At 70.6% G+C, this 22,466-nt stretch carries 24 protein-coding genes; 19 read left to right on the plus strand and 5 right to left on the minus strand.

The features are described from left to right. Window positions 1-9 precede the first annotated feature (9 nt). The 10 genes from STVA_RS07540 to STVA_RS07585 all read left to right on the plus strand — a co-directional run bounded on the left by STVA_RS07540 (window position 10) and on the right by STVA_RS07585 (window position 8,898). Entirely contained in the window at window positions 10-840 is an 831-nt protein-coding gene (locus STVA_RS07540; protein WP_123689227.1) for a segregation and condensation protein A, read from the plus strand. After that, window positions 837-1,499: an SMC-Scp complex subunit ScpB gene (scpB, locus tag STVA_RS07545; RefSeq protein ID WP_123689226.1), complete on the plus strand. Its 663-nt coding sequence runs from the start codon at window positions 837-839 to the stop codon at window positions 1,497-1,499. The genes STVA_RS07540 and scpB overlap by 4 nt, the downstream gene beginning before the upstream one ends. Then, window positions 1,486-2,604, plus strand: a complete 1,119-nt coding sequence (locus STVA_RS07550) for an ABC transporter ATP-binding protein (RefSeq protein WP_123689225.1) — start codon at window positions 1,486-1,488, stop codon at window positions 2,602-2,604. The genes scpB and STVA_RS07550 overlap by 14 nt, the downstream gene beginning before the upstream one ends. Before the next feature lie 110 nt (window positions 2,605-2,714). Continuing rightward, complete coding sequence (locus tag STVA_RS07555) at window positions 2,715-2,912, plus strand: hypothetical protein (RefSeq protein ID WP_123689224.1); 198 nt, start codon at window positions 2,715-2,717, stop codon at window positions 2,910-2,912. A gap of 33 nt (window positions 2,913-2,945) precedes the next feature. Further along, window positions 2,946-3,509: a Sec-independent protein translocase protein TatB gene (gene tatB, locus STVA_RS07560; RefSeq protein WP_123689223.1), complete on the plus strand. Its 564-nt coding sequence runs from the start codon at window positions 2,946-2,948 to the stop codon at window positions 3,507-3,509. A gap of 12 nt (window positions 3,510-3,521) precedes the next feature. Beyond that, window positions 3,522-4,376 (plus strand): twin-arginine translocase subunit TatC, encoded by an 855-nt coding sequence (gene tatC / locus STVA_RS07565; protein ID WP_123689222.1) that lies wholly within the window; start codon window positions 3,522-3,524, stop codon window positions 4,374-4,376. Between the two features lie 43 nt (window positions 4,377-4,419). Continuing rightward, window positions 4,420-5,709: a serine--tRNA ligase gene (gene serS, locus STVA_RS07570; protein ID WP_123689221.1), complete on the plus strand. Its 1,290-nt coding sequence runs from the start codon at window positions 4,420-4,422 to the stop codon at window positions 5,707-5,709. After that, window positions 5,706-6,482: a 5'/3'-nucleotidase SurE gene (gene surE / locus STVA_RS07575; protein ID WP_123689220.1), complete on the plus strand. Its 777-nt coding sequence runs from the start codon at window positions 5,706-5,708 to the stop codon at window positions 6,480-6,482. The genes serS and surE overlap by 4 nt, the downstream gene beginning before the upstream one ends. 29 nt (window positions 6,483-6,511) lie before the next feature. Further along, window positions 6,512-7,135, plus strand: a complete 624-nt coding sequence (locus STVA_RS07580) for a protein-L-isoaspartate(D-aspartate) O-methyltransferase (RefSeq protein WP_420822829.1) — start codon at window positions 6,512-6,514, stop codon at window positions 7,133-7,135. 509 nt (window positions 7,136-7,644) lie between these two features. Beyond that, a complete protein-coding gene (locus STVA_RS07585) occupies window positions 7,645-8,898 on the plus strand; it encodes a peptidoglycan DD-metalloendopeptidase family protein (protein ID WP_123689858.1) in 1,254 nt (417 codons plus the stop codon). Here the strand turns inward: STVA_RS07585 and STVA_RS07590 are convergent. Beyond that, window positions 8,849-9,712 carry an ATP-binding protein gene (locus STVA_RS07590; protein ID WP_123689218.1) on the minus strand — a complete coding sequence of 288 codons (864 nt, stop codon included), beginning with the start codon at window positions 9,710-9,712 and terminating at the stop codon, window positions 8,849-8,851. The genes STVA_RS07585 and STVA_RS07590 overlap by 50 nt on opposite strands. Before the next feature lie 224 nt (window positions 9,713-9,936). Between STVA_RS07590 and yajC the strand changes: the two genes are divergently transcribed. From yajC to STVA_RS07610, 4 genes are read left to right on the plus strand one after another with little or no spacing between them, the layout of a single operon-like run. Next, complete coding sequence (yajC, locus tag STVA_RS07595) at window positions 9,937-10,290, plus strand: preprotein translocase subunit YajC (protein ID WP_123689217.1); 354 nt, start codon at window positions 9,937-9,939, stop codon at window positions 10,288-10,290. A 24-nt stretch (window positions 10,291-10,314) separates the two neighbouring features. Further along, complete coding sequence (gene secD / locus STVA_RS07600) at window positions 10,315-11,892, plus strand: protein translocase subunit SecD (RefSeq protein WP_123689216.1); 1,578 nt, start codon at window positions 10,315-10,317, stop codon at window positions 11,890-11,892. A 13-nt stretch (window positions 11,893-11,905) separates the two neighbouring features. After that, on the plus strand, window positions 11,906-12,850 hold the full coding sequence (gene secF / locus STVA_RS07605; protein WP_123689215.1) for a protein translocase subunit SecF: 945 nt from the start codon (window positions 11,906-11,908) through the stop codon (window positions 12,848-12,850). 12 nt (window positions 12,851-12,862) lie between these two features. Then, window positions 12,863-13,237 (plus strand): Mth938-like domain-containing protein, encoded by a 375-nt coding sequence (locus tag STVA_RS07610; RefSeq protein WP_123689214.1) that lies wholly within the window; start codon window positions 12,863-12,865, stop codon window positions 13,235-13,237. Window positions 13,238-13,302: 65 nt separating this feature from the next. Here STVA_RS07610 and STVA_RS07615 read toward each other — a convergent pair whose 3' ends face one another. Continuing rightward, window positions 13,303-13,896 (minus strand): superoxide dismutase, encoded by a 594-nt coding sequence (locus tag STVA_RS07615; RefSeq protein WP_123689213.1) that lies wholly within the window; start codon window positions 13,894-13,896, stop codon window positions 13,303-13,305. A gap of 131 nt (window positions 13,897-14,027) precedes the next feature. Continuing rightward, window positions 14,028-14,786, minus strand: coding sequence for a phytoene/squalene synthase family protein (locus STVA_RS07620; RefSeq protein ID WP_170216405.1), 759 nt, complete (start codon window positions 14,784-14,786; stop codon window positions 14,028-14,030). A 197-nt stretch (window positions 14,787-14,983) separates the two neighbouring features. Between STVA_RS07620 and STVA_RS07625 the strand changes: the two genes are divergently transcribed. Continuing rightward, window positions 14,984-15,838: a phytoene/squalene synthase family protein gene (locus STVA_RS07625; protein ID WP_123689211.1), complete on the plus strand. Its 855-nt coding sequence runs from the start codon at window positions 14,984-14,986 to the stop codon at window positions 15,836-15,838. A gap of 10 nt (window positions 15,839-15,848) precedes the next feature. Here STVA_RS07625 and STVA_RS07630 read toward each other — a convergent pair whose 3' ends face one another. Both STVA_RS07630 and trmFO read right to left on the minus strand, forming a co-directional pair. Next, window positions 15,849-17,141: a hemolysin family protein gene (locus STVA_RS07630; RefSeq protein ID WP_123689210.1), complete on the minus strand. Its 1,293-nt coding sequence runs from the start codon at window positions 17,139-17,141 to the stop codon at window positions 15,849-15,851. A gap of 18 nt (window positions 17,142-17,159) precedes the next feature. Then, window positions 17,160-18,530, minus strand: a complete 1,371-nt coding sequence (trmFO, locus tag STVA_RS07635) for a methylenetetrahydrofolate--tRNA-(uracil(54)-C(5))-methyltransferase (FADH(2)-oxidizing) TrmFO (RefSeq protein WP_123689209.1) — start codon at window positions 18,528-18,530, stop codon at window positions 17,160-17,162. Between the two features lie 97 nt (window positions 18,531-18,627). Here trmFO and STVA_RS07640 point away from each other — a divergent pair, with 97 nt between their 5' ends. The 4 genes from STVA_RS07640 (at window position 18,628) to STVA_RS07655 (ending at window position 22,436) form a co-directional block, all read left to right on the plus strand. Then, a complete protein-coding gene (locus STVA_RS07640) occupies window positions 18,628-19,731 on the plus strand; it encodes a M14 family metallopeptidase (RefSeq protein WP_123689208.1) in 1,104 nt (367 codons plus the stop codon). A 151-nt stretch (window positions 19,732-19,882) separates the two neighbouring features. Continuing rightward, the gene (locus tag STVA_RS07645) at window positions 19,883-21,286 is read left to right on the plus strand and encodes a hypothetical protein (RefSeq protein ID WP_123689207.1); all 1,404 of its coding nucleotides are present in this window, start codon (window positions 19,883-19,885) and stop codon (window positions 21,284-21,286) included. Between the two features lie 79 nt (window positions 21,287-21,365). Further along, a complete protein-coding gene (gene dapB / locus STVA_RS07650) occupies window positions 21,366-22,172 on the plus strand; it encodes a 4-hydroxy-tetrahydrodipicolinate reductase (protein WP_123689206.1) in 807 nt (268 codons plus the stop codon). 21 nt (window positions 22,173-22,193) lie between these two features. After that, the gene (locus tag STVA_RS07655; RefSeq protein ID WP_123689205.1) at window positions 22,194-22,436 is read left to right on the plus strand and encodes a type II toxin-antitoxin system Phd/YefM family antitoxin; all 243 of its coding nucleotides are present in this window, start codon (window positions 22,194-22,196) and stop codon (window positions 22,434-22,436) included. Window positions 22,437-22,466 lie beyond the last annotated feature (30 nt).

Genomic DNA, 22,466 nt, shown 5'->3' on the forward strand with positions numbered 1-22,466 from the left:
GCGGCCGCGATGGCCAAGGCCGAACCCTTCGAGGAAGACCGCCCGACGACCGCGGCCGAGGGCGCGCTGGTCGTCGACCTGGAGGGCTTCGAGGGGCCGATCGACGTGCTGCTGTCGCTGGCGCGCGACCAGAAGGTCGACCTGACCCGCATCTCCATCCTGGCCCTGGCGGACCAGTACCTGGCCTTCGTGACGGCGGCCAAGGCGCTGCGGCTGGAACTGGCGGCCGAGTATCTGGTGATGGCGGCGTGGCTGGCCTATCTCAAGTCCCGCCTGCTGCTGCCGGAGCCCGAGACCGACGACGAGCCGAGTGGCCAGGACCTGGCCGAGGCGCTGGCCTTCCAGCTTCTGCGGCTCGAGGCGATGCAGAAGGTGGGGGCGACCCTGTTCGCGGGCAGCCAGCTTGGCCGCGACGTCTTCGCCCGCGGCGAGCCGGAAGGCGTGCGCAACGTCACCCGCGGCGTCTATGAGTTGTCGCTGTTCGAGCTGCTGAAGGCCTATGCCGAGCATCGCCGGCAGCGTGACGGGGCAGTCCTGCACATCGACCGGCTCGAGCTTTACTCGATGGACGAGGCCTTGCAGCGGCTGTCGCGGCTCGTCGGCCGCACGCCCGGCTGGAGCACGCTGGCGAGCTACCTGCCGGACGACCTGCGCCCCGGTATCATCACCCGCGCGGCGATGGCGGCGATGTTCGCGGCCAGCCTGGAGTTGGCGCGCGAGGGCCGGGTCGTGCTACGCCAGGACCAGGTGTTCGGACCGATATTCGTTCGCAGCGGCAAGCCGGCCAACCCGGATGGCGGTGCTGCGACCGGCCAGGGGCAGGAAGCAGAGCAGACGTGAGCCAGCTCGAACCGGAATTGCGCCTGGCGGAGGCGCTGCTGTTCGCCGCGGCCGAGCCGCTGGACGCCCAGACCATCGCCAGCCGCATGCCCGAGGGCACCGACATCGAGGCGCTGATGGAGCGTCTGACGGCGATCTATGCCGACCGCGGCGTGCAGGTGGTGCGGGTGGCGGGTCGCTTTGCCATGCGCACCGCACCCGACCTGGCCGGCGCGCTGCGGCTGGAGCGCACGGTGACGCGCAAGCCGACGCGCGCCTCGATCGAGACCCTGGCCATCATCGCCTACCACCAGCCGGTCACCCGCGCCGAGATCGAGGAGATTCGTGGCGTGGCGTTGAGCCGGGGGACGCTGGAAACCCTGATGGAGGCAAGCTGGATCCGCCCCAAGGGCCGGCGCCAGACGCCGGGCCGGCCGGCGACCTGGGTGACGACCGACCAGTTCCTGGCCCATTTCGGCCTCGACCAGCTGGCAGATCTGCCCGGCATCGACGAGCTGAAGGCGGCCGGACTGCTCGACCAGCGGCCGGTACTGAACCCGCTGCCGTCCGAACTGGAAACGCCCGTTGATGACGGCGACGACGAGCGCGAGGACCCGGCGGAAGTGCCGCCGGAAGATGCCGACGATGGCGTGAGCGGGGGTGAGCATGTCCGCGGCTGAGAGGATGATGCACCCGCAGGCAGCCGCCGCCGGCGCTCCGGCGCTGTCGCTGGAGGGGATCGGCCATGCCTATGACGGCGTCGCCGCCGTGATCGACGTCAGCCTCGCCATCGGTGCCGGCGAAGTGGTGTGCCTGCTGGGGCCGTCCGGCTGCGGCAAGACGACGATCCTGCGGGTCGCGGCCGGGCTGGAGCGGTTGCAGCGCGGCCGCGTGGCGATCGCCGGGCGCACGGTGGCGGGCGATGGCATCGACCGCCCGCCCGAGGAGCGCGGCGTCGGCCTCGTCTTCCAGGATTACGCGCTGTTCCCGCATCTGTCGGTGCGCGAGAACGTCGCCTTCGGCCTGCGCGCCATGTCTGCCGCCGACCGCCGCGCCCGCGCGGTCGAGGTGCTGCAGCGGGTGGGGCTGGCCGGCCTGGCCGAGGCCTATCCGCACACCCTGTCGGGCGGGCAGCAGCAGCGCGTGGCACTTGCCCGCGCCCTGGCGCCGCAACCGCGCGTGATGCTGCTGGACGAGCCGTTCTCCGGCCTCGACACCCGGCTGCGCGACCAGGTGCGCGACGAGACGCTGCATGTGCTTAAGGACACCGGCACCGCCACCCTGCTGGTCACGCACGATCCGGAGGAGGCGATGTTCATGGCCGACCGGATCGCGGTCATGCAGGCCGGCCGGATGGAGCAGCTGGGGGCGCCGGCCGACCTCTACTGCGCGCCTGCCAACGCCTTCGTCGCGGCATTTTTCGGCGAAGTGAACCGCCTGCACGGGGTCGTCGGCGAAGGCCGGGTGGCAACGCCTTTCGGTGCCGTGGAGGCGCCCCGCCACCTGGACGGCACCGCCGTCGACATCCTGATCCGGCCGGAAGCCATCCGGCTGTCGGCCCCCATCGAGTCGGGGGCAGGGCCGGCGGGGCGGGTACGGGTCGTGGCCGCGCGCATGCTGGGCCGCAGCTCGCTGCTCCATCTGGCGGCGGAAGGCGGAGCGGCCGGCGCCTTGCACCTGCATGCCCGCGTTCCCGGGCGATTCCTGCCGGCGGAGGGCACGATTCTGGCCGCCACGCTGGATCGCGAGCAGACGTTCGTGTTCGCGCGCGAAGCGACGGTCTGAAGCGACTGCCGGTCGCATGCCGCGGCGACCGGCGTCGTTGCGGCAGCATGGCCTTTCTGCCAGTATCCGGCTCCATTTTTCCCAGCCCCGAAACAACTGCCGCGCCATCCATGCCGAGCGCTCTCGAAATCATCCTGGTGGTCCTGGTCGTGGCGGTGTTCTTCGCCATGCCGCGCCTGTCCGGGCGGATGCGTGACATCGGCCGGGCCGCCGGGGGTTTCGGCCGTACCGCCCGGGCGACCGCCGGCGCCATGGGCGAGGACCTTCCCCGTCTCCCGGCGCCGCCCCGCCCGCCCGCGGTCGGCTGAGCAGGCCCGGCACGGGCGCGGCCGGGAGCGCGAATGTTCGACATCGGATGGTCCGAACTGGCCGTGATCGCGGTGGTGGCGCTGGTCGTCATCGGGCCGAAGGACCTGCCCAAGGTGCTGCGCACGGTCGGGCTGTGGGTGGCCAAGGCGCGCGCGGTCGCCCGCGACTTCCAGAGCAGCGTCGACGAGATGGCGCGCGAGGCCGACCTGCAAGACGTCAAGAAGCAGTTGGACGAGCTGCGCTCGACCAACGTGTCGGAGCTGATCGAGAAGCATGTCGACCCCCAGGGCGAGATGCGCAAGGCGTTCGAGCCGCCACCGGAACTGAGCCACGACCCCTTCGCCGAGCCGGAGAAGAAGGCGGTGGACTACGTGCCGCCGCCCGATCCGACCATGGTCGAGCCGACGGTGGTTGAGCCGATGGTGGTTGAGCCGACGGTGGTAGGGTCGGGCCAAGCCGCTCCGACCCCGACGACGATGCCGGCGCTCGACACGATCGCCTCGGCCGCCGCGGTGCCGGACGTGCCGCCGCCGGCCCCGGACGCGGCCTTTCCCGATCCGGCAGCGCCGCCCAAGCCGCCCGCCGGCGCGGCCTAGGGTTCCCCGCACATGCGCGAAGAAGAGGATATCGACGACAAGAAGATGCCGCTGCTCGATCACCTGATCGAGCTGCGCAACCGGCTGATGTGGTCCGTCGGCGCCATCCTGGTCGCCTTCGGCCTCTGCTACTACTTCTCGGCCGACATCTACAATTTCCTGACGCGCCCGCTGGCCGATGCGCTGGGCGCCCGGGAAGGCCGTCGGATGATCTTCACCGACCTGACGGAACTGTTCTTCACCTACATCAAGGTCGCGTTCTGGGCAGCCACCATGCTGTCCTTCCCGATCATCGCCAGCCAGATCTGGATCTTCGTGGCGCCCGGCCTCTACCGCCACGAGCGCAAGGCCTTCCTGCCGTTCCTGTTCGCGACGCCGGTCCTGTTCCTGCTGGGCGCCTCGCTCGTCTACTACTTCATCTTCCCGCTGGCCTGGCGCTTCTTCCTCAGCTTCGAGCAGCCCGGCGCCGGCGGCGACCTGCCCATTCAGCTCGAAGCCAAGGTCAACGAGTACCTGTCGCTCGTGATGACCATGATCTTCGCCTTCGGCCTGGCGTTCCAGCTACCGGTGCTGCTGACCCTGCTGGCCCGGGTCGGCATCGTCAGCGCGGCCATGCTGGCGAAGGGGCGGCGCTATGCCATCGTGGGCATCTTCATCTTCGCGGCTATCGTCACCCCGCCCGACGTGATCAGCCAGGTCGGCCTCGCGATCCCGATGATCCTGCTCTACGAAATCTCGATCATCTCGGCCAAGCTGGCCGAGCGGGCGCGACGCAAGCGGGAGCAGGAGGAAGAGGCGGAGGCGGCTGCCGATGCGGCGGCGGAAGAGCGATCGAGCACCGGCCGATCGCCCGGCGATCCGGCCTGACGCACGACGCCTGTCCCGACCCCCAGTACCCAAGCGAACGATCATGCACGACATTCGATTCATCCGGGACGAACCGGACCTGTTCGACCGCGGCCTCGCCCGCCGCGGCGTGGCGCCACGCGCGCAGCACATCCTGGCGCTCGACGCCGAGCGCCGTTCGACCCAGACCCGGGTCCAGGAGATCCAGCAGCGCCGCAATGAGGCGTCCAAGGCGATCGGCCAGGCCAAGAGCCGGGGCGAGGATGCCGGCCCCGCGATCGCCGAGGTCGCGCGCCTGAAGGAAGAGATGCCGCGGCTCGAAGCGCGCGAGGCCGAACTGGCGGCCGAGCTGGATGCGCTCCTGGCCGAATTGCCGAACCTGCCGGCCGACGATGTGCCCGACGGCGCGTCGGAAGCCGACAATGTCGAGATGCGGCGCTTCGGCGAGCGGCCGGCCTTCAACCACGAGGCGCGCGAGCACTTCGATCTGGGCGAGGCCCTGGGCCTGATGGATTTCCAGGCGGCGGCCCGCCTGTCCGGCTCGCGCTTCGTGGTGCTGAAGGGGCAGCTCGCCCGGCTGGAACGGGCACTGGCCGCCTTCATGCTGGACATCCATACCGGCGAGTTCGGCTATGTCGAGGTGCAGCCGCCCTTGCTGGTGCGCGACGAGGCGGTGTTCGGCACCGGCCAACTGCCGAAGTTCGGCGACGACCTGTTCCGCACGACCAACGGCTTCTGGCTGATCCCGACGGCCGAGGTGCCGCTGACCAACCTGGCGGCCGACCAGATCCACGACCTCGCCGCCCTGCCGCTGCGCTTCACCGCCTACACGCCCTGCTTCCGCTCCGAGGCCGGCGCGGCCGGGCGGGACACGCGCGGCATGCTGCGCCAGCATCAGTTCGGCAAGGTCGAACTGGTCTCGATCGTGGGCGACGACCAGTCCGATGCCGAGCATGAGCGGATGACCAGCGCGGCCGAGACCGTGCTGCAGCGGCTTGGCCTGCACTACCGGGTGATGGCGCTCTCGACCGGCGACATGGGCTTCAGCGCGCGCCGGACCTATGATCTCGAGGTGTGGCTGCCGGGGCAGGGGGCGTTCCGCGAGATTTCGAGCTGCTCGACGTGCGGCGACTTCCAGGCGCGACGGATGAAGGCCCGCTATCGTGCGGCCGGCGAGAGGGGGACACGCTTCGTGCATACGCTGAACGGTTCGGGCCTCGCCATCGGTCGCACCCTGATCGCCATCCTCGAGAACTACCAGCGGGCAGACGGGCTGGTGACGGTGCCGGACGCCCTGCGCCCCTATCTGGGCGGGATCGAGGTCATCGGCGCGCCGGCGGGAGCCGCCGCATGACCGCGATCGACCTCGCCAACGCCCGCATCCTCGTCACCAACGACGACGGCATCCACGCCCCCGGCATCAAGGTGCTGGAGAAGGTGGCGCGCTCGCTGTCCAAGGATGTCTGGACCGTGGCACCGGAGGAGGAGCATTCCGGCGCCGGCCATTCGCTGACGCTGCGCTATCCCTTGCGCATTCGCCAGCTTTCGCGCCGCAGGTTCGCCGTCGACGGCACGCCGACCGATGCGGTGCTGATGGGCGTGCGGGTGCTGCTGAAGAGCAAGCGCCCGACCCTGATCCTGTCCGGCGTCAATCGCGGCGGCAATCTGGGCGAGGACGTGACCTATTCCGGCACGGTGGCCGCCGCCATGGAGGGGACCCAGCTCGGCATCCCCTCGATCGCGCTCAGCCAGTGCACGCGCCCCGGGCAGCCCATCTGGTGGTCGGCGACCGAGCATCACGCGCCGGACGTGATCCGCCGGGTCTGCGAGGTCGGCTGGCCCAAGAACGTGCTGATCAACCTGAACTTCCCGCCCTGTCCGCCCGCCAGCGTGGAGGGCATCCGGGCGACCAGCCAGGGCCGCCACAAGATCGGCGGCGCGCTCCAGGAGGGGAAGGACCCGCGCGGGCTCTCCTACTACTGGATCGCCACCACCCGGGACGAGGATGACGGGGTGGAGGGCACCGACCTGCACGCCGTGCGTAACCTCTTCATCTCGGTGACGCCGCTCTTCACCGACCTTACCCATCGGCCGACCCTGAAGCCGCTGGCGGAGATCTTCCCGTGAGTAGTGCGCCGCGTCAGCTCCGGCTCGTGATGGAGTTGCGGCGGCAGGGGATCAGCGACACCCGCGTGCTGGGGGCGATGGAGCGCATTCCGCGCGACACCTTCGTGCCGCTGCCCTTTCGCGATCAGGCCTACGAGGACACCGCCCTGCCGATCGGCCACGGGCAGACGATCAGCCAGCCGACCGTGGTCGCCCGCATGACCGAGGCGCTGGAGCTGAACGACCGCCACCGGGTGCTGGAGATCGGCACCGGCTCGGGCTACCAGGCGGCCGTGCTGGCCCGGCTGTGCCGCCGGCTCTACACCATCGAGCGCCATCGCGACCTGTTGCAGACGGCCGAGACGCGCTTTCGCGAGCTGCGCCTGCACAACGTCACCACGCGCTGGGGTGACGGCATGAAGGGCTGGCCCGAATCCGCCCCCTTCGACCGCATCATCGTCACCGCCGCCGGGCTGGAGATCCCGGACCTGCTGACCGACCAGCTCGCCCCCGGCGGCATCATCGTCATCCCGGTCGGCGAGCGCGGCGACAACCAGCGCCTGGTGCGGATGGTGCGCGACGCCGACGGCCTGGTGTGCAGCGACATGGGCACCGTGCGCTTCGTGCCGCTGGTGGCGGGCCTGCCGCGCAGTGCCGCCGAGCGTCCGGCCTGACCCCCGCCCGAGGCCGGCCGGCGGGCAAGCATCGACGATTTGCGCCTGACTCGGTCGTACCGATAGAATCGACCCCATGACAGGACGGCGCATCCGCCGCCCGGCCGCGCTCCCCATCCTTCTTGCAGCCGCCCTGGCGCTCGCGGCCTGCGGCCAGGAGTATGAGGCGATCGAGGTGTGGGACCCCGACCGCCCGGTGCCCCGGCCGCGCGACAGATCGCGCGCGCGTCCGGTGCGGCCGGCCCCGTCACCCTCCCGCTGCCGCGCCCGTCGCCCCGCCGGCCAGCCCCGCGATCGTCGAGCGCCAGCCCGTCGATGGCCCCGTGCGACCGCCGCCGCTGCCGCAGCGCCGCCTGGACCAGTTGGCGCGGCCGGCCCCGGCCCCGGCAGCATCGCCGCCGCCGCCGCCGCAAACGGTCCCGCCGGGGCCCGTCCTGCCTGCGCCGATCCTAGTCGCGCCCGTACCTGCCGCGCCCGCCGCGCCGCCCGAGCCGGCGCCGCCCCCACCCGTGGCGGCCGCCGCGCGGCCGCAGGTGGGCGGCACGGTCACCGTCGGCAACGGCGAGACCCTGTTTGCGATCTCTCGGCGGACGGGGGTCCCGGTGCGCGCGCTGATCGACGCCAACGGCCTGAAGCCGCCTTACGGCTTGCTGACCGGCCAGCGCATCGCCGTGCCCGCCAACCGCTTCCACGAGGTGCAGCCGGGCGAGACGCTCTACAGCGTGTCGCGCCGCTACGGCGTGGCGATGAGCGTGCTGGTGAGCGAGAACGGCCTGGATGCGCCCTATGGCGTGCGGGCGGGCCAGCGGCTCAAGGTGCCTACGCCGGCCGCGACCTCCGCGCCCGAGACGATGGTGGCGGCCGTGCCGCCGCCCAACAGCCTGCAGCCGCCGCCCGGCCAGATCCTGCAGCCGCCCGCCCCACAGGTGCTGCGCCCACCACCGGGTGCCGAGCCGCAGCCGCAGCCGCAGCCGGAACCCGCGCCGCCCGTCGAGCCGCCGCCCCAGGTCGGCTTCCTGACGCCGCCCGCGATCACGGCGCCCGAGCCGGTGCTGCCGCCGCAGCGCCCCGGCCGCGCGGCGCCGCCGGCCCCGCCGCCGGCGGCCGAAGCGCCGCCCGAGCCAACCGTCCAGCCCGAGCCGGCACCCCGTCCCGAGCTCGCGCCGCGGCGCGGGCGCGACCGCGTGCGGCCGGAACCGCCGCCGGCCGTCGCCCCTGTGGTGCCGCCGCCGCCGCCCGCCATGGCGATGGCGCCGCCGCCGGAGCCGCCGCCCACCGCCGGCCCGCCGCCGCGCGAGGGGCGCGGCTTCGCCTGGCCCGTGCGCGGGCAGGTCGTCACCCGCTTCGGGCCGACCGGCCGCGGGCTGCACAATGACGGGATCAACATCGCCGCCCCCAAGGGAGCGGCCGTGCTGTCGGCGGAGGCCGGGATCGTTGCCTACGCCGGCAACGAGTTGCGCGGCTTCGGCAATCTATTGTTGGTCAAGCATGCCGATGGCTGGGTCACGGCCTATGCCCACAACGACAGCCTGCTGGTGAAGCGCGGCGACCGCATCCGCCGCGGCCAGCCGATCGCGCGCGTGGGCCAGACCGGCAATGTCGGCGAGCCGCAGCTTCATTTCGAAATCCGCCGCGGCACCCGCGCGGTCGACCCGGCCGAATATCTGGTCGGCCGGTCGACCGAGCTCGTGCCCGAACTGGCGCCGCCGCGCCTCAGGACGCATCCAGCGGTCTTGCTCGCCGCCCTGCCAGGTCCTGGATGAACTGCCAGGCGACGCGGCCGGAGCGCGAGCCGCGCGTGACCGACCACTCGTTCGCCTCGCGCCGGATCTGCTCGCTCGGGATGTCGATGCCGTAGTGCTGGGCGTAGCCCTCGACCATGGCCATGTAGGTGTCCTGGTCGCAATGGTGGAAGCCCAGCCACAGGCCGAAGCGGTCCGACAGCGACACCTTCTCCTCGACTGCCTCGCCCGGGTTGATCGCCGTCGAGCGCTCGTTCTCGATCATGTCGCGGGCCAGCAGGTGGCGCCGGTTCGAGGTGGCGTAGAAGACGATGTTGGCCGGCCGTCCCTCGACGCCGCCGTCCAGCACCGCCTTCATCGACTTGTAGCTGGCGTCGTTGCCGTCGAAGGACAGGTCGTCGCAGAAGATGATGAAGCGGCGGTCGACGTCGCGCAGCGCCGTCAGCAGGGCGGGCAGGGACGGGATGTCCTCGCGGTGGATCTCGACCAGCGCGATCGTGCCGGGATGCTCGGCCGCCACCGTCGCCTGCACCGCCTTCACCAGCGAGCTCTTGCCCATGCCGCGGGCCCCCCACAGGAGCGCATTGTTGGCGGGCAGCCCGGTGGCGAAGCGCCGGGTATTGTCGGTCAGCATGTCGGCCTGGCGGTCGATGCCGCGCAGCAGCGTCATGGCGACGCGGTTGACCCGCGGCACGGCCTCCAGCCGGCTGCCATCGGCGTGCCAGACATAGGCGTCGTAGGCCTTCAGGTCGACGGGCGGGGCCGCCGGCGGGGCCATCCGCTCCAGGGCGTCGGCGATGCGGCGCAGCAGCGCCTCGGTGGATTGGTCCGTCATGGTCTCCGGATGGGGTAGGGTGGGGCCGGGGCTCCGCCCCCTCTGGCGGATGCGACCCCGCGGCTGATGCGACCCGCCGGCTGATACGACCCAGTGGCGCCGTGCGTCAACCGGCGATGGTTCGTCGGTTGCGCTTGCCGGGGAAGTCGCTTACCTAATGCGCGGCCTTGGCCTGTCGGGCGGGTCCGATTGTCGTTGTTCCGCCCCTAGAGGAGTCCCGCGGTATGTTGATTTCGCCAGCCTACGCCCAGGCGGCCGGCGGCAGCCAGGACATGCTGATGTCCCTGGCGCCCCTCGTCCTGATCTTCGTGGTCTTCTACTTCCTGCTGATCCGTCCGCAGCAGAAGCGGATGAAGGACCACAAGGCGATGCTGGGCGCGCTGCGCCGGGGCGACAAGGTCGTCACGGGCGGCGGCATCATCGGGACCGTCGCCCGCGTTCCCAACGACGACGAGGTGGTGGTCGACATCGCCGACGGCGTCCGGGTGCGGGTGCTGCGCGGCACGATCACGTCCATCCTCACCAAGGGCTCCGGCGAGGAGACCGAGGTCGAGAAGCCGGCCAAGGCCGGCAAGTAGCGCCGTTCGGGGCCGGGCCGTACCATGCTGATCATTCCCCGCTGGAAGGCGGTGGTCATTCTTCTCGTCGCCTTGGCCGGCCTGCTCTATGCGGCCCCGAACCTGCTGCCGCGTCAGGTGGCCGAGAGCCTGCCCAACTGGTTGCCGCACCAGCAGGTCAGCCTCGGCCTCGACCTGCAGGGCGGATCGCACCTGCTGCTGGAGGTCGACACCGCCTTCGTGGTGCGCGAGCGGATCGCCAACCTCCAGGATGTCGTGCGCACGGCCTTCCGCCAGCCGCAGATCGGCTATGCCGACCTGGCCGCGCGCGACGACGCCGTCACCTTCACGCTGCGCGACCCGACCAAGGTCGAGGAGGCCCGCCGCCTGCTGCGCGAGGGCGATGCCGAGGCCGAGATCGCGGCCGGTGCCGACGGCCGCTTCACGCTCCGCTATCCCGAGCGGGTGCTGAACGACCTGAAGCGGGCCGCCGTCGACCAGTCGATTGAGATCGTGCGCCGCCGCGTCGACGAGACCGGCACCAAGGAGCCCTCGGTCCAGCGCCAGGGCACCGACCGCATCCTGCTCCAGCTTCCGGGCATCGACGACCCGCAGCGCGTGAAGCAGTTGCTCGGCCGCACGGCCAAGATGACCTTCCGCCTCGTCGACATGAATGCGCCGATCGAGGAGGCCCGTCGCGGCCGCCTGCCGCCCGGCACCGAGCTGCTGCCGTCCGAGGAGCGCGACGGCGGCCAGGCCCGCCAGTATGTGGTGCAGCGCCGCGCCATGGTGTCGGGCGACATGCTGACCAACGCCCAGGCCGGCAACAATTCCCAGACCGGCGAGTGGGTCGTCAATTTCCGCTTCGATTCCAACGGCGCGCGGCGCTTCGGCGACGTCACCAAGGCCAATGTCGGCCGCCTGTTCGCGATCGTGCTGGACGGCAAGGTGATCAGCGCGCCGGTGATCCGCGAGGCGATCCTGGGCGGCTCTGGCCAGATCTCGGGCAGCTTCACCGCCCAGTCGGCCAATGACCTGGCGCTGCTGCTGCGCGCGGGCGCCTTGCCGGCGCCGCTCAACGTGCTGGAAGAGCGCACCGTCGGCCCCGACCTCGGCAGCGATTCGATCCAGGCCGGTACCATTGCCTGCATCGTCGGCTACCTCTTGATCTGCGTACTGATGGTGCTGGGCTACGGCTTCTTCGGCCTGATCGCCAACATCGCCCTGCTGCTGAACCTGATCATCACGCTGGCCGTCATGTCGGTGCTGCAGGCGACGCTGACCTTGCCCGGTATCGCCGGCCTGGTCCTCAGCCTGGCGATGGCGGTCGACGCCAACGTGCTGATCTACGAACGCATCCGCGAGGAGACGGCCCTGGGGCGGACGCCGTTCTCGGCGGTGGATGCGGGCTTTTCGCGCGCCTTCCTCACCATCCTCGATTCCAACCTGACGACGCTGATCGCGTCCGTGCTGCTCTATGCCTTCGGGTCTGGGCCGGTGCGCGGTTTCGCGGTCACCCTGTCCATCGGCATCATCGCTTCCATGTTCACCGCGATCAGCCTCACGCGGCTCATCGTCGTGTTCTGGCTGAAGCGGGCGCGGCCGGCGGCGCTACCCATTTGAACGGCAGATAGCGATGTTCAAGCCGATCCGGCTGGTCAAGAAGGTCCCGAACCTCGACTTCTTCCGCTTCCACAAGATGTGCTTCGCGCTGTCGGCCTTCTTGTGCCTGGGATCGATCCTGTCGATCGCCACGCTCGGGCTGAATTTCGGCGTCGACTTCGCGGGCGGCATCCTGATCGAGGTGCGCTCGCAAGGGCCGGCCGACCTTGCCCAGATGCGCGAGAAGATCGGCAACCTGAACCTGGGCGACGTGGCGTTGCAGGAGTTCGGCGCCAGCAACGACGTGCTGATCCGGATCGAGGGCCAGGGCGGCGACGAGAAGGCCGAGATGGCGGCCGTCGCCGCCGTCCGCGAGACGCTGGGCGCGGGCTACGAATACCGCCGGGTGGAAGTCGTCGGGCCGAAGGTCGGCGCCGAACTGGTAACGGGCGGCATCCTCGCCGTGACCCTGTCGCTGCTGGGCATCATGGCCTACATGGCGCTCCGCTTCGGCTGGCGGGCCGGCCTGGCCGGCGTCGTTGCCATCCTGCATGACTGCCTGACCACGGTCGGGTTCTTCTCGATCACGCAATTGCAGTTCGACCTGAACGTGCTGGCTGCCGTCGTTACCATCGCCGGCTTCTCGATCAACGATACCGTGGTCATCGACGACCGCATCCGCGAGAACCTGCGCAAGTACAAGGCGATGCCGTTCCGCCAACTCATCAACCGCAGCGTCAACGAGACGATGGCGCGCACGGTGGTGACGAACGGACTGGTTTTCCTGGCGGTCTTCGCGCTGCTGGTGCTGGGCGGCCAAGTGTTGTTCGGGTTTGCCGTCGCCATGACCTGGGGCGTTGTGCTCGGCACCTATTCGACGATCTATGTCGCCGCTCCCATGGAATGGTACCTGGCGGGCAAGGATACCCATCGCGCGCATCATGACGACGACGAGGCGCCGGTCCCGGCCAAGCCGTAAGGGGCGGCCGCCATGGCGGTACAGCCGGCGGCGCCGGTCGACCGGCAGGTCATCCAGGGCTACGGGACCGGGCGCTTCCGCGTGAACGGGATCGAGCATGCGGGCTCGATCATCATCACGCCGGCGGCCGTCGTGCCTTGGTCCGCCACCGACGCCCGGCTCGACGACGCCACCATCGATGAGATCCTGCGCGCAGCCGCTGGTGCCGAGGTACTGTTGCTGGGCGCGGGTTCCCGTATCGTCCTGCTGCCGCCCGCCCAGCGCCAGGCATTGCGCGCGGCCGGCCTCGTGGTCGACGTGATGGACACGGGCGCTGCCTGCCGCACCTACAATGTGCTGATGATGGAAGGGCGCCTGGTGGCTGCCGCCCTGGTCGCTCTGGGCTGACAGCGGGCAAGAAAAAGGGGGCGGCCGAAGCCGCCCCCACTCGTGCCCGCGCCGGGCGATAGTTCTCAGCCGAGGTTCTTGGCCGCGAAGTCCCAGTTCACCAGATGGTCGAGGAACGTCTGGACGAAATCCGGGCGACGGTTCTGGTAATCGAGATAATAGGCATGCTCCCACACGTCAACGGTGAGAAGCGCCTTCTGGCCGCTCGTCATCGGCGTGCCGGCATTGCCGGTCTTCACGATCTTCAGGTCGCTGCCGTCCAGCACCAGCCAGGCCCAGCCCGAACCGAACTGGCCGACGGCGGCCGCCTTGAACTCTTCCTTGAACTTGGCGAGGCTGCCGAAGGCGGCGTCGATCTTCTTCGCCAGGTCGCCCGACGGGGCGCCGCCGCCGGCGGGCTTCATCGAGTTCCAGAAGAAGGTGTGGTTCCACACCTGGGCGGCGTTGTTGAACACGCCGGCCTTGGAGGCATCCGACGCCGTCGCCAGGATGATCTCCTCCAGCGACTTGTCGGCCAGCGGGGTGTCCTTGATCAGGTTGTTCAGGTTGGTGACATAGGCCTGATGGTGCTTCGCATGGTGGAAGCTGAAGGTATTGGCCGACATGTGCGGCTCGAGCGCGTTCGGCGCATAGGGCAGGGGAGGCAGTTCGAAGGCCATGCGTCACCTCTTGTCTTCGGCAGGATGGGGTGAAAGTCGAATGCCCCTTCTGATAGGCCGGGGCGGTCGGATTGTGAAGCACCCACGCGCGGGGAAATGGCGCCGACGCGAAGGGAAATGCGACGGCGGCATCAGCCGTAGCGGGCGCGGACCATGAGCAGCAGCGATTCGACGGTGCCAAGCTGCAGGCGGCGGTCGACGTCCTGCCAGCCGCGCCGGACGGCACGCTGCAGCAGCCGGCGCTGGCTCTGCATCAGGAAGCGTAACGGCCAGATCCGCGAATGGTTGCCGGCCAGGCGCCCGCCGGCGGACTCGAATCGCTCGTCGGCCAGGCGCGCCATGGTGCGGCAGGCTTGGCCGATGCGGGGATGACGCAGGGCGGCGGCCGCATCGCTGGCCGGGATGCCGGCCTCGGCCAGGGATTCGCGCGTCAGCATCAGGCGGCCCTGGGCGGCATCGCGGCCCAGGTCGAGCAGGATCTCGGTCATGCCCAGCGCCTCTCCCAGCGCCAGCACGACCCGGTCCAGCGCCGGTGCGTCGAGGTCCAGGCAATGCAGCGTCACGAAGGCGAGTCCGCCCTGGCGGCGGCGGACGTAGAGGCGCAGGTCGGCGGTGGAGGGCGCGCGCATGCGGCCGTCGACGGCCATGCGGCGGGCATCCACCAGTGCCTCCAGCTCTTCCGCGGGCGGGCGCATCGCCATCAGCGGCGCCACGAGGCGGCCGAGGCCGCCGCTGGCCTCGCCGCCGGCGGCAAGCTGCCCCAGGTCCTCGCGCACGGTCGCCAGGATCGACAGCCGGTCGTCGGCCGCCAGGTCGGTGTCGGCGATGTCGTCCAGCAGGCGGTGGAGGCGGTCGAGCGCCATCAGGGCCGCGCGCTGGGCCCCCGTCATGTAGCGCGCCGGCCACGGGCTGGGCCCTCGCCCGACCGGTCGCCCGGCGAAGGCCACGGCCCCACGCCGCCGTCGATCGGCCGCCGGGGAGAGAATTGGTGCTTCGTGACGCATCGGCGATGCCGGCCCGCGCAACTTCCAACGATCTTGGGGTAGCTTAGCCCCTCCCGCCGCCACCGACAAAGCGCCATCCGCCCATGCCGGCATCTTCCCACGGCCAGGCGCTCTCCCCCGCCGGGGAAAGCGCCCGCCGCAACGACCCCGATCGCTTCCTGGCGGCTCTCGCGGCCCCCGCGGCGCGGCGCGAGCACCTCTTCGCCGTGCTGGCCTTCGAGCATGAGATCGCGCGCACGCGCGAGGTGGTGTCCGACGCCATGCTGGGCCAGATCCGCCTGCAATGGTGGGACGATGCGGTGGCAGCCCTGGCAGACGGCGGGCGCCCGCCGGTCGCCGACCCGATGCCGGCCCTGGCCGATGCGGTCGCCGCCGGCGGCGTGACGGTGGCGGCACTGCTGGCCATGGTCGAGGGACGCCGGCAGGATCTGGAGGAGGCGCCACCCGAGACCCTGGAGGATCTCGAAGCCTATGCCCGGGCGACCGGCGGCGCCGTCGGCCGCGCACTCGCAGAGGCGCTGGGCCACGAGGGTCCGGCGGCGGAACCGGCGATCGCGGTCGGCACCGGCTGGGCCCTGGCCGGCATCCTGCGGGCGCTGCCGTACCATGCCCGGCGCAACGAGGTGCTGCTGCCGACCGCCGCGCTGGATGCAGCCGGCCTGACGGCCCACGACATCGCGGGCGGCCGCGGTGGTGCTGCCCTGGCAGCGATCGTCCGCGACGTTGCCGGCGCGGCCGAGGCCCGCTTCGCCGCCGCGCGGGCCATGCGGCCTGCCAGGGGCCTGCTGCCGGCGCTCCTGCCGGCGCGGCTGGCGCGCGTCCACCTGGCGCGGTTGGCCCGGGCCGGGCACGATCCCTTCGCGCCCGCCCTTCGCCGGCCCGACGGCCTGCGCGCGGCGCGCATCGGCTGGGGGGCCTGGACGGGGCGCTGGTGGTAGTGGCCGATCGTCAGTCGTTGGGGGCCAGTTGCACCAGCACCTTGTCGATCCGCCGCCCGTCCATGTCGATCACCTCGAAGCGGGCGCCCATCTCCTCGACGACCTCGCCCACCGTCGGCAGGTGACCCAGCCGGTCGAGCACGAAGCCGCCGACCGTGTGGAAGTCCCCCGACCCCGACAGCCCGCGCAGGCCGACGCCGTCCTCGAACTCGTCGATCGGCATGCGGCCGTCGACCAGCCAGGTGCCGTCGGCGCGGCGGACGAGCGAGCTCGATTCGTCCTCGCCTGTCTCGGCCAGGTGGCCGGCGATGGCTTCCAGGATGTCGGTCGGCGTGGCGATGCCCTGGGTCAGGCCGTATTCGTCGACGATGATCGCCATGTGCACGCCCTCGCGCCGGAAACGGTCGAGGAGCGCCAGCACGGGGGTCTGCTCCGGCACGATGAGCGCCGGCACCATCGTCTCCCTGATCTCCATCGGCTCGCCGCGCAGGGCTTTCGGCAGCAGCGTCTTGGTGTGGACGATGCCGACGGCATGGTCGACCGCGCCTTCGCACACCGGCAGGCGCGAGAAGCGGCTGTCGGCCAGGATCTGCCGGGCGGTATCGGGCGATGCGTTCAGGTCCACCCAGACGACTCGCTGGCGCGGCGTCATGATCGCCACCACGGGGCGGTCGGCCAAGCGCAGCACGCCCTCGATCATCGCCTTTTCCTGGGGCACGAAGATGCCGGCCTGGGTGCCCTCGGCGATCAGCGACTTCACCTCTTCCTCGGTGACGGTCGATGCCTGGTTCTGGTTGATGCGCAGCAGGCGCAGCAGCGCCTCGGTCGACAGCCGCAGCAGCCAGACGGCCGGTGCCGCCACCTGCGACATCTTGTACATGGGCCGGGCGACCAGGGCGGCGATGCCCTCGGGATGGCTCATGGCGATGCGCTTGGGCACCAGTTCGCCCACCACCAGCGACAGGTAGGTGATGCTGATGACGACCAGCGGGATGGCGATGGTGTCGCCCCGGCCCGCCAGCAGCGCGAAGGTGTCGAGCCAGTCGCCCAGCCGGTCGGCCAGGGTGGCGCCGCTGACCGCGCCCGCCAGGATGCCGATCAGCGTGATGCCGATCTGCACCGTCGACAGGAAGCGGCCGGGGTCGTCGATCAGCTTGAGGGCGGCGCGCGCGCCCTTGTCGCCGGCCGACGCCATATGCTCCAGGCGCGCCCGGCGGGAGGAGACCACGGCCAGCTCGGACATGGCGAGCACGCCGTTCAGAATCGTCAGCAGGAAGACGAAGACGATCTCAACGTAAACCATGGGATATCTTGGGTCAGGTCAGGCGGCTGCGTCCACCCTGGTGCCCAACCAGCGGTCGAGATCGTCCAGCGCGCGCCGGGCCATCGCCGGCTTTCGCTCGTTCTTGCGCACGCTGTCGTCGAGCGGCGGGAACAGGCCGAAATTGACGTTCATCGGCTGGAAAGTCTCGGCGTCGGCGCCGCCGGTGATGTGCCCCAGGAGCGCGCCCAGCGCCGTCGTGACGGGTGGCGGCACGATCTCGGCCCCGGTGGCCTCGGCCGCGGCAAAGCGCCCGGCCAGCAGGCCGATGGCGGCGCTCTCGACATAGCCCTCGACGCCGGTCACCTGGCCCGCGAAGCGCAGCCGCGGCATCGCCTTCAGGCGCAGCCAGCCGTCCAGCAGCTTCGGGCTGTTGAGGAAGGTGTTGCGGTGGAGGCCGCCCAGGCGCGCGAACTCGGCCTTCTCCAGCCCGGGGATCATGCGGAAGATGCGGGCCTGCTCGCCATGCTTCAGCTTCGTCTGGAAGCCCACGATGTTGTAGAGCGTGCCCAGCGCATTGTCCTGGCGGAGCTGCACCACGGCATGGGGGCGGCGGCCATAGCGCGGGTCGCGCAGGCCGACCGGCTTCATCGGCCCGTAGCGCAGCGTGTCGACCCCGCGCGCGGCCATCACCTCGATCGGCAGGCAGCCCTCGAAATAGGGCGTGTCCTTCTCCCACTCCTTGAACTCGGTCTTCTCGCCTTCGAGCAGGGCGGTGATGAAGGCCTGGTACTGCTCGGCGTCGAGCGGGCAGTTGACATAGTCCTTGCCGTCGCCGCCCGGGCCCGGCTTGTCGTAGCGCGACTGGAACCAGGCGACGTCGAGGTCGATCGAATCGCGATGGACGATGGGGGCGATGGCGTCGAAGAAGGCCAGCGCATCCTCGCCCGTCAGCCCGCGCACGGCTTCGGCCAGGGCGGGCGAGGTCAGGGGACCGGTCGCGATCACGACCGACTGCCAGTCGGCGGGCGGCAGGCCCGCCACCTCCTCGCGCGCGATCGTCACCAGGGGATCGGCCTCGAGTGCCGCCTGCACGGCGGCCGAGAAGCCGTCGCGGTCGACCGCCAGCGCGCCGCCGGCGGGCACCTTGTGCCGGTCGGCGGCATCCAGGATCAGGCTGCCGGCCCGGCGCATCTCCGCATGCAGCAGGCCGACGGCATTGTTCATGGCGTCGTCGGACCGGAAGGAGTTGGAGCAGACCAGTTCGGCCAGTCCGTCGGTCTGGTGGGCATCGGTCCCGCGCACCGGGCGCATCTCGTGCAGGATGACGGGGACGCCCGCGCGGGCGATCTGCCAGGCGGCTTCGCTGCCGGCCAGACCCCCGCCGACCACATGGATCGGGCCGGGGAGGGCCGTCTTGGGTGTGCTCATCACCCTCAGATAGCGGCGGCGGGCGCGGCCCGCAAGCGGGGGTGGTCAATCGGCCGCCGGGTGCGCTACCAAGATCGCCATTCCTGCAGGAGACCCGATGAACGAGTTCGAGGCCGCGAAGGCCACCTTCTCCAGCGACTATGCCGATGCCCGCCGCCGCTTCCTGGCTGCCGCGGCCGCGATCGGCGCGCCCGTGCGCAGCTACGAGAACCCCAATCGCGGCCCGGCCGGCGAGTTGCTGGCGACCGACTGTGCCTGGATCGGGCCGGAGGACGCAGCGCGCGTGCTGATGCTGATCTCGGCCACCCACGGGGTCGAGGGCTTCTGCGGCTCAGGCTGCCAGATCGACTGGATGACGGGGGACCGCCACCTGCCGCCGGGCACGGCCGCCCTCGTCGTCCATGCCATCAACCCGCACGGCTTTGCCTGGGTGCGCCGGGTGACCGAGGAGGGCGTCGACCTCAACCGCAACTTCGTCGATTTCTCGGCACCCCTGCCCGAGAACCCAGGCTATGACGAACTGGCCGAAGCCATCCTGCCGGCCTCACTCGACGGCCCGGCGCGCGAGGCGGCCGATGCGCGCATCGCCGCCTTCCGCCAGGAGAAGGGCCAGGTGGCGCTGTCGGTCGCCATCAGTGGCGGCCAGTACAAGCACCCCAAGGGCCTCTTCTTCGGCGGCCATGGCCCGACCTGGTCGAACCGCACGCTGGGGCGCATCGTCGACGACTATCGCCTGGCAGAGCGCCAGCATGTCGGCTGCATCGACTATCACACCGGGCTGGGCCCGCATTCCTATGGGGAGCTGATCTGCGTCCACCTGCCGGAGACGGCGTCGGCCGCGCGTGCACGCGCCTGGTGGGGCGATTCGGTGACCGAGCCGCTGGCCGGCACCTCGACGGCGGGCGCCCGCCATGGCTTCTGCGCCCGCCTGCTGGAGGAGCGCCTGGGCGACGAGCGCTTCACCTTCGTGGCGCTGGAATACGGCACCTATCCGTCGGACACGACGGTGCGGCCGGCGCTGCGCGCCGACCACTGGCTGCACGCCCACACGAACGCCGACTGGGCCGCCCCCCAGACCCAGGCGATCAAGGCGCAGATCCGCCGGGCCTTCTATCCCGACACCGACGACTGGCGCGAGGCCGTGCTGTTCCGCAGCCGCCAGACCATCCGCATGACGCTCGACGGCATGGCCAAGGCCTGAGCGAACGAAAAGAAGGAGGGAGGAACCCCATGGCCATCCGCATCGTCGCCGCCGGCGCGACGGCTGAATTGGTCGCGCCCTTCCAACGATAGACAACCGACGCCGGCCGCCTCACTCTCGACGCGCCGCATTTGCCGAGGAGCGCCGGGACATGGCGACCGGAGACCCCATCGTCGATACGCTGATCCGCGACACGTCTGGTCTCTGGAACACCCTTGCAGGCGACATCGTCGGAACCCCGGTCACGCTGACCTACTCTTTCCTGGACCGGCTGCCGGCGTATTCGCGTAACGTCACGTTCGTTCCCTTCAACGCGACGATGAAGGAAGCGGCCCGCGCGATCTTCGCGCAGTTCGAGGCCGTGTCCCAGGTGCGCTTCATCGAGGTCGCGGACGCCGGTGACGGCGGCCTGATTCGGCTGGGGATGAGCTACGAGCCCGTCAATCTTGCGTTTGCCGGCTATCCATCGATGTTGCCGACTGCCGGGGACCTGTACCTCAACGCCGGGGTGGCCGAGCTCCACAATCCAACGCCGGGGTCGCTGGCCTACCGGACGATCATGCACGAGCTCGGCCATACGCTCGGCATGTTCCACCCCGGCAACTACAACGTGCAGGGCGACCCGCCGCCGCCACCTTACCTCCCCCCGGAACTCGACAATGGCGGCAACACCGTCATGTCCTACGGCAGCCGCCTGGATGGCACCTGGGCGTCGGAGCCGGCGGTCTTCGACATCCGGGCTCTGCAATACGCCTACGGTATGCTGGAGCCGGGCCGGATCGGCAACCTCACCTATGGCAGCGCGGAGGCCGAGACGCTGCTCGGAACGCCGGAGACCGACTACATGCACGGCCAGGGCGGCGCCGATGCGATCGGCCTGGATGGTGGCGACGACGGTGCCAGAGGGAATGCGGGCGACGATACGCTGATCGGCGCCGCCGGGGCAGACAGCCTATTCGGCAACGAAGGGTCCGACCTCATCCTGGGCGGCGATGACGGCGATTTCATTGACGGCGGCGAGGATAGCGACGACGTCAACGGCAACCGCGGCCAGGACACCGTCTATGGCGGCGACGGCGCCGATCTCGTCCGCGGCGGGCGAGACGACGACGTGGTGGACGGGGCCGGTGGCGACGACCGGCACGTCAACGGCAACCTGGGCAACGACCTGGTCTATGGTGGTGGCGGCGACGACACCATCTTCGGCGGTGGTGGCAACGACACGCTGGTCGGCGAATGGGGCCGCGATCGGCTGTCGGGCGACCTCGGGGACGACATGCTGATCGCGGACGGCGATGGTGACGTCTTCGTCTTCGCGTCCGGACAGGGTCGGGACATGATCGTGGGCTTCCAGCACGGCGGCGGCCGGATCGAGATCGCCGGCGGCATCAACGGGACCGACATCGTCAGTTTCGCCGCGATCCTGGCCCGTGCGACCGAAGCCGATCATCAAGGCCAGCCCGGCGCTGTCATCGACCTCGGTGGCGGCCATTCGCTGACCATTGCCGGCATGTCCAAGGCACAGCTTCAAGCTGACGACTTCCTTTTTGTGTAGCCCCACGCATCCAGACCATCGAGGCCCTGACGCACTGGCGCCTGGCAGTCAAATAACGAAGAACTGAGGGAGGATACCCATGGCCATCCGCATCGTCGTCGCCGGCGCCACCGGCTGGGTCGGCCGGGCGCTGGTCCCGGCCATCCTGGCGGCACCCGACCTGGAACTGGCGGGCGCCGTTGCCCGTGGTGCCGCCGGTCGCGATGCCGGCGAGGCTCTGGGCTTGCCGGCCGCGGGCGTGACCATCCATGCCACCCTGGCCGAGGCACTGGCCGCACCCTCCGACGTCGTCATCGACTACACCAAGCCGCCCTATGTGAAGGGCCATGCACTGGCGGCGCTGGCCGCCGGCCGGCATGTCGTGGTCGGGCCCTCCGGGCTGGGGGCGGACGACTATGCGGAGATCGAGCAGGCGGCCTTGGCGGCCGGGCGCGGCGTGCTGGCGGCCGGCAACTTTTCGGTCACGGCCACCCTGCTGAAGCGCTTCGCGCTGGAGGCCGCGCGCTACGTGCCCGATGTCGAGGTGATCGACTATGCCGCCGCGGGCAAGCCAGACGTGCCGTCGGGCACCGCGCGCGAACTGGCCGAGGCGCTGGCAGCCGTCCCGCGCAAACCATCGGCCAAGCCGGTGGGCGAGCTGTCCGGCCTGCGCGACACCCGGGGCGCCCAGGTCGGCGCCGGCACGCCGGTGCCGGTGCATTCGGTGCGCATGCCATCCTTCATCCTGTCCTGCGAGGCCGTGTTCGGCCTGCCCGACGAACGCCTTGTCATCCGCCATGACGCCGGCGGCAGTGCCGCCCCCTACGTTGCCGGCACCCTGCTCGCCGCCCGCCGGGTGGGCGAGGCCGTGGGCCTGCGCCGCGGGCTGGATAGCCTGATGGGGTAGTAGCTGGCTAAGGAGGTCGGGATGGCTGTCGTCAACATGATCGAGGCCAAGTCAGATCTCTCGCGCCTTGTTGAAGCGGTGGAGAGCGGCGCCGAGCGCGAAATCATCATCGCGCGCAACGGCAAGGCGGTCGCGCGTCTCGTGCCGATCGATGCGATGCACGACACCAGCAAGCGCATCGGTCTGCTCAAGGGAAAGTACGTCGCTCCGCGCGACTTCGATGCCGACACCGACGAAATTGTCCGCATGTTGAACGGCGAGTAGGCGCCTTGCGGATCCTTCTAGACCCGGCGG

The organism is Stella humosa, assembly GCF_006738645.1.
GTDB classification, from domain to species: Bacteria; Pseudomonadota; Alphaproteobacteria; order ATCC43930; family Allostellaceae; genus Allostella; species Allostella humosa.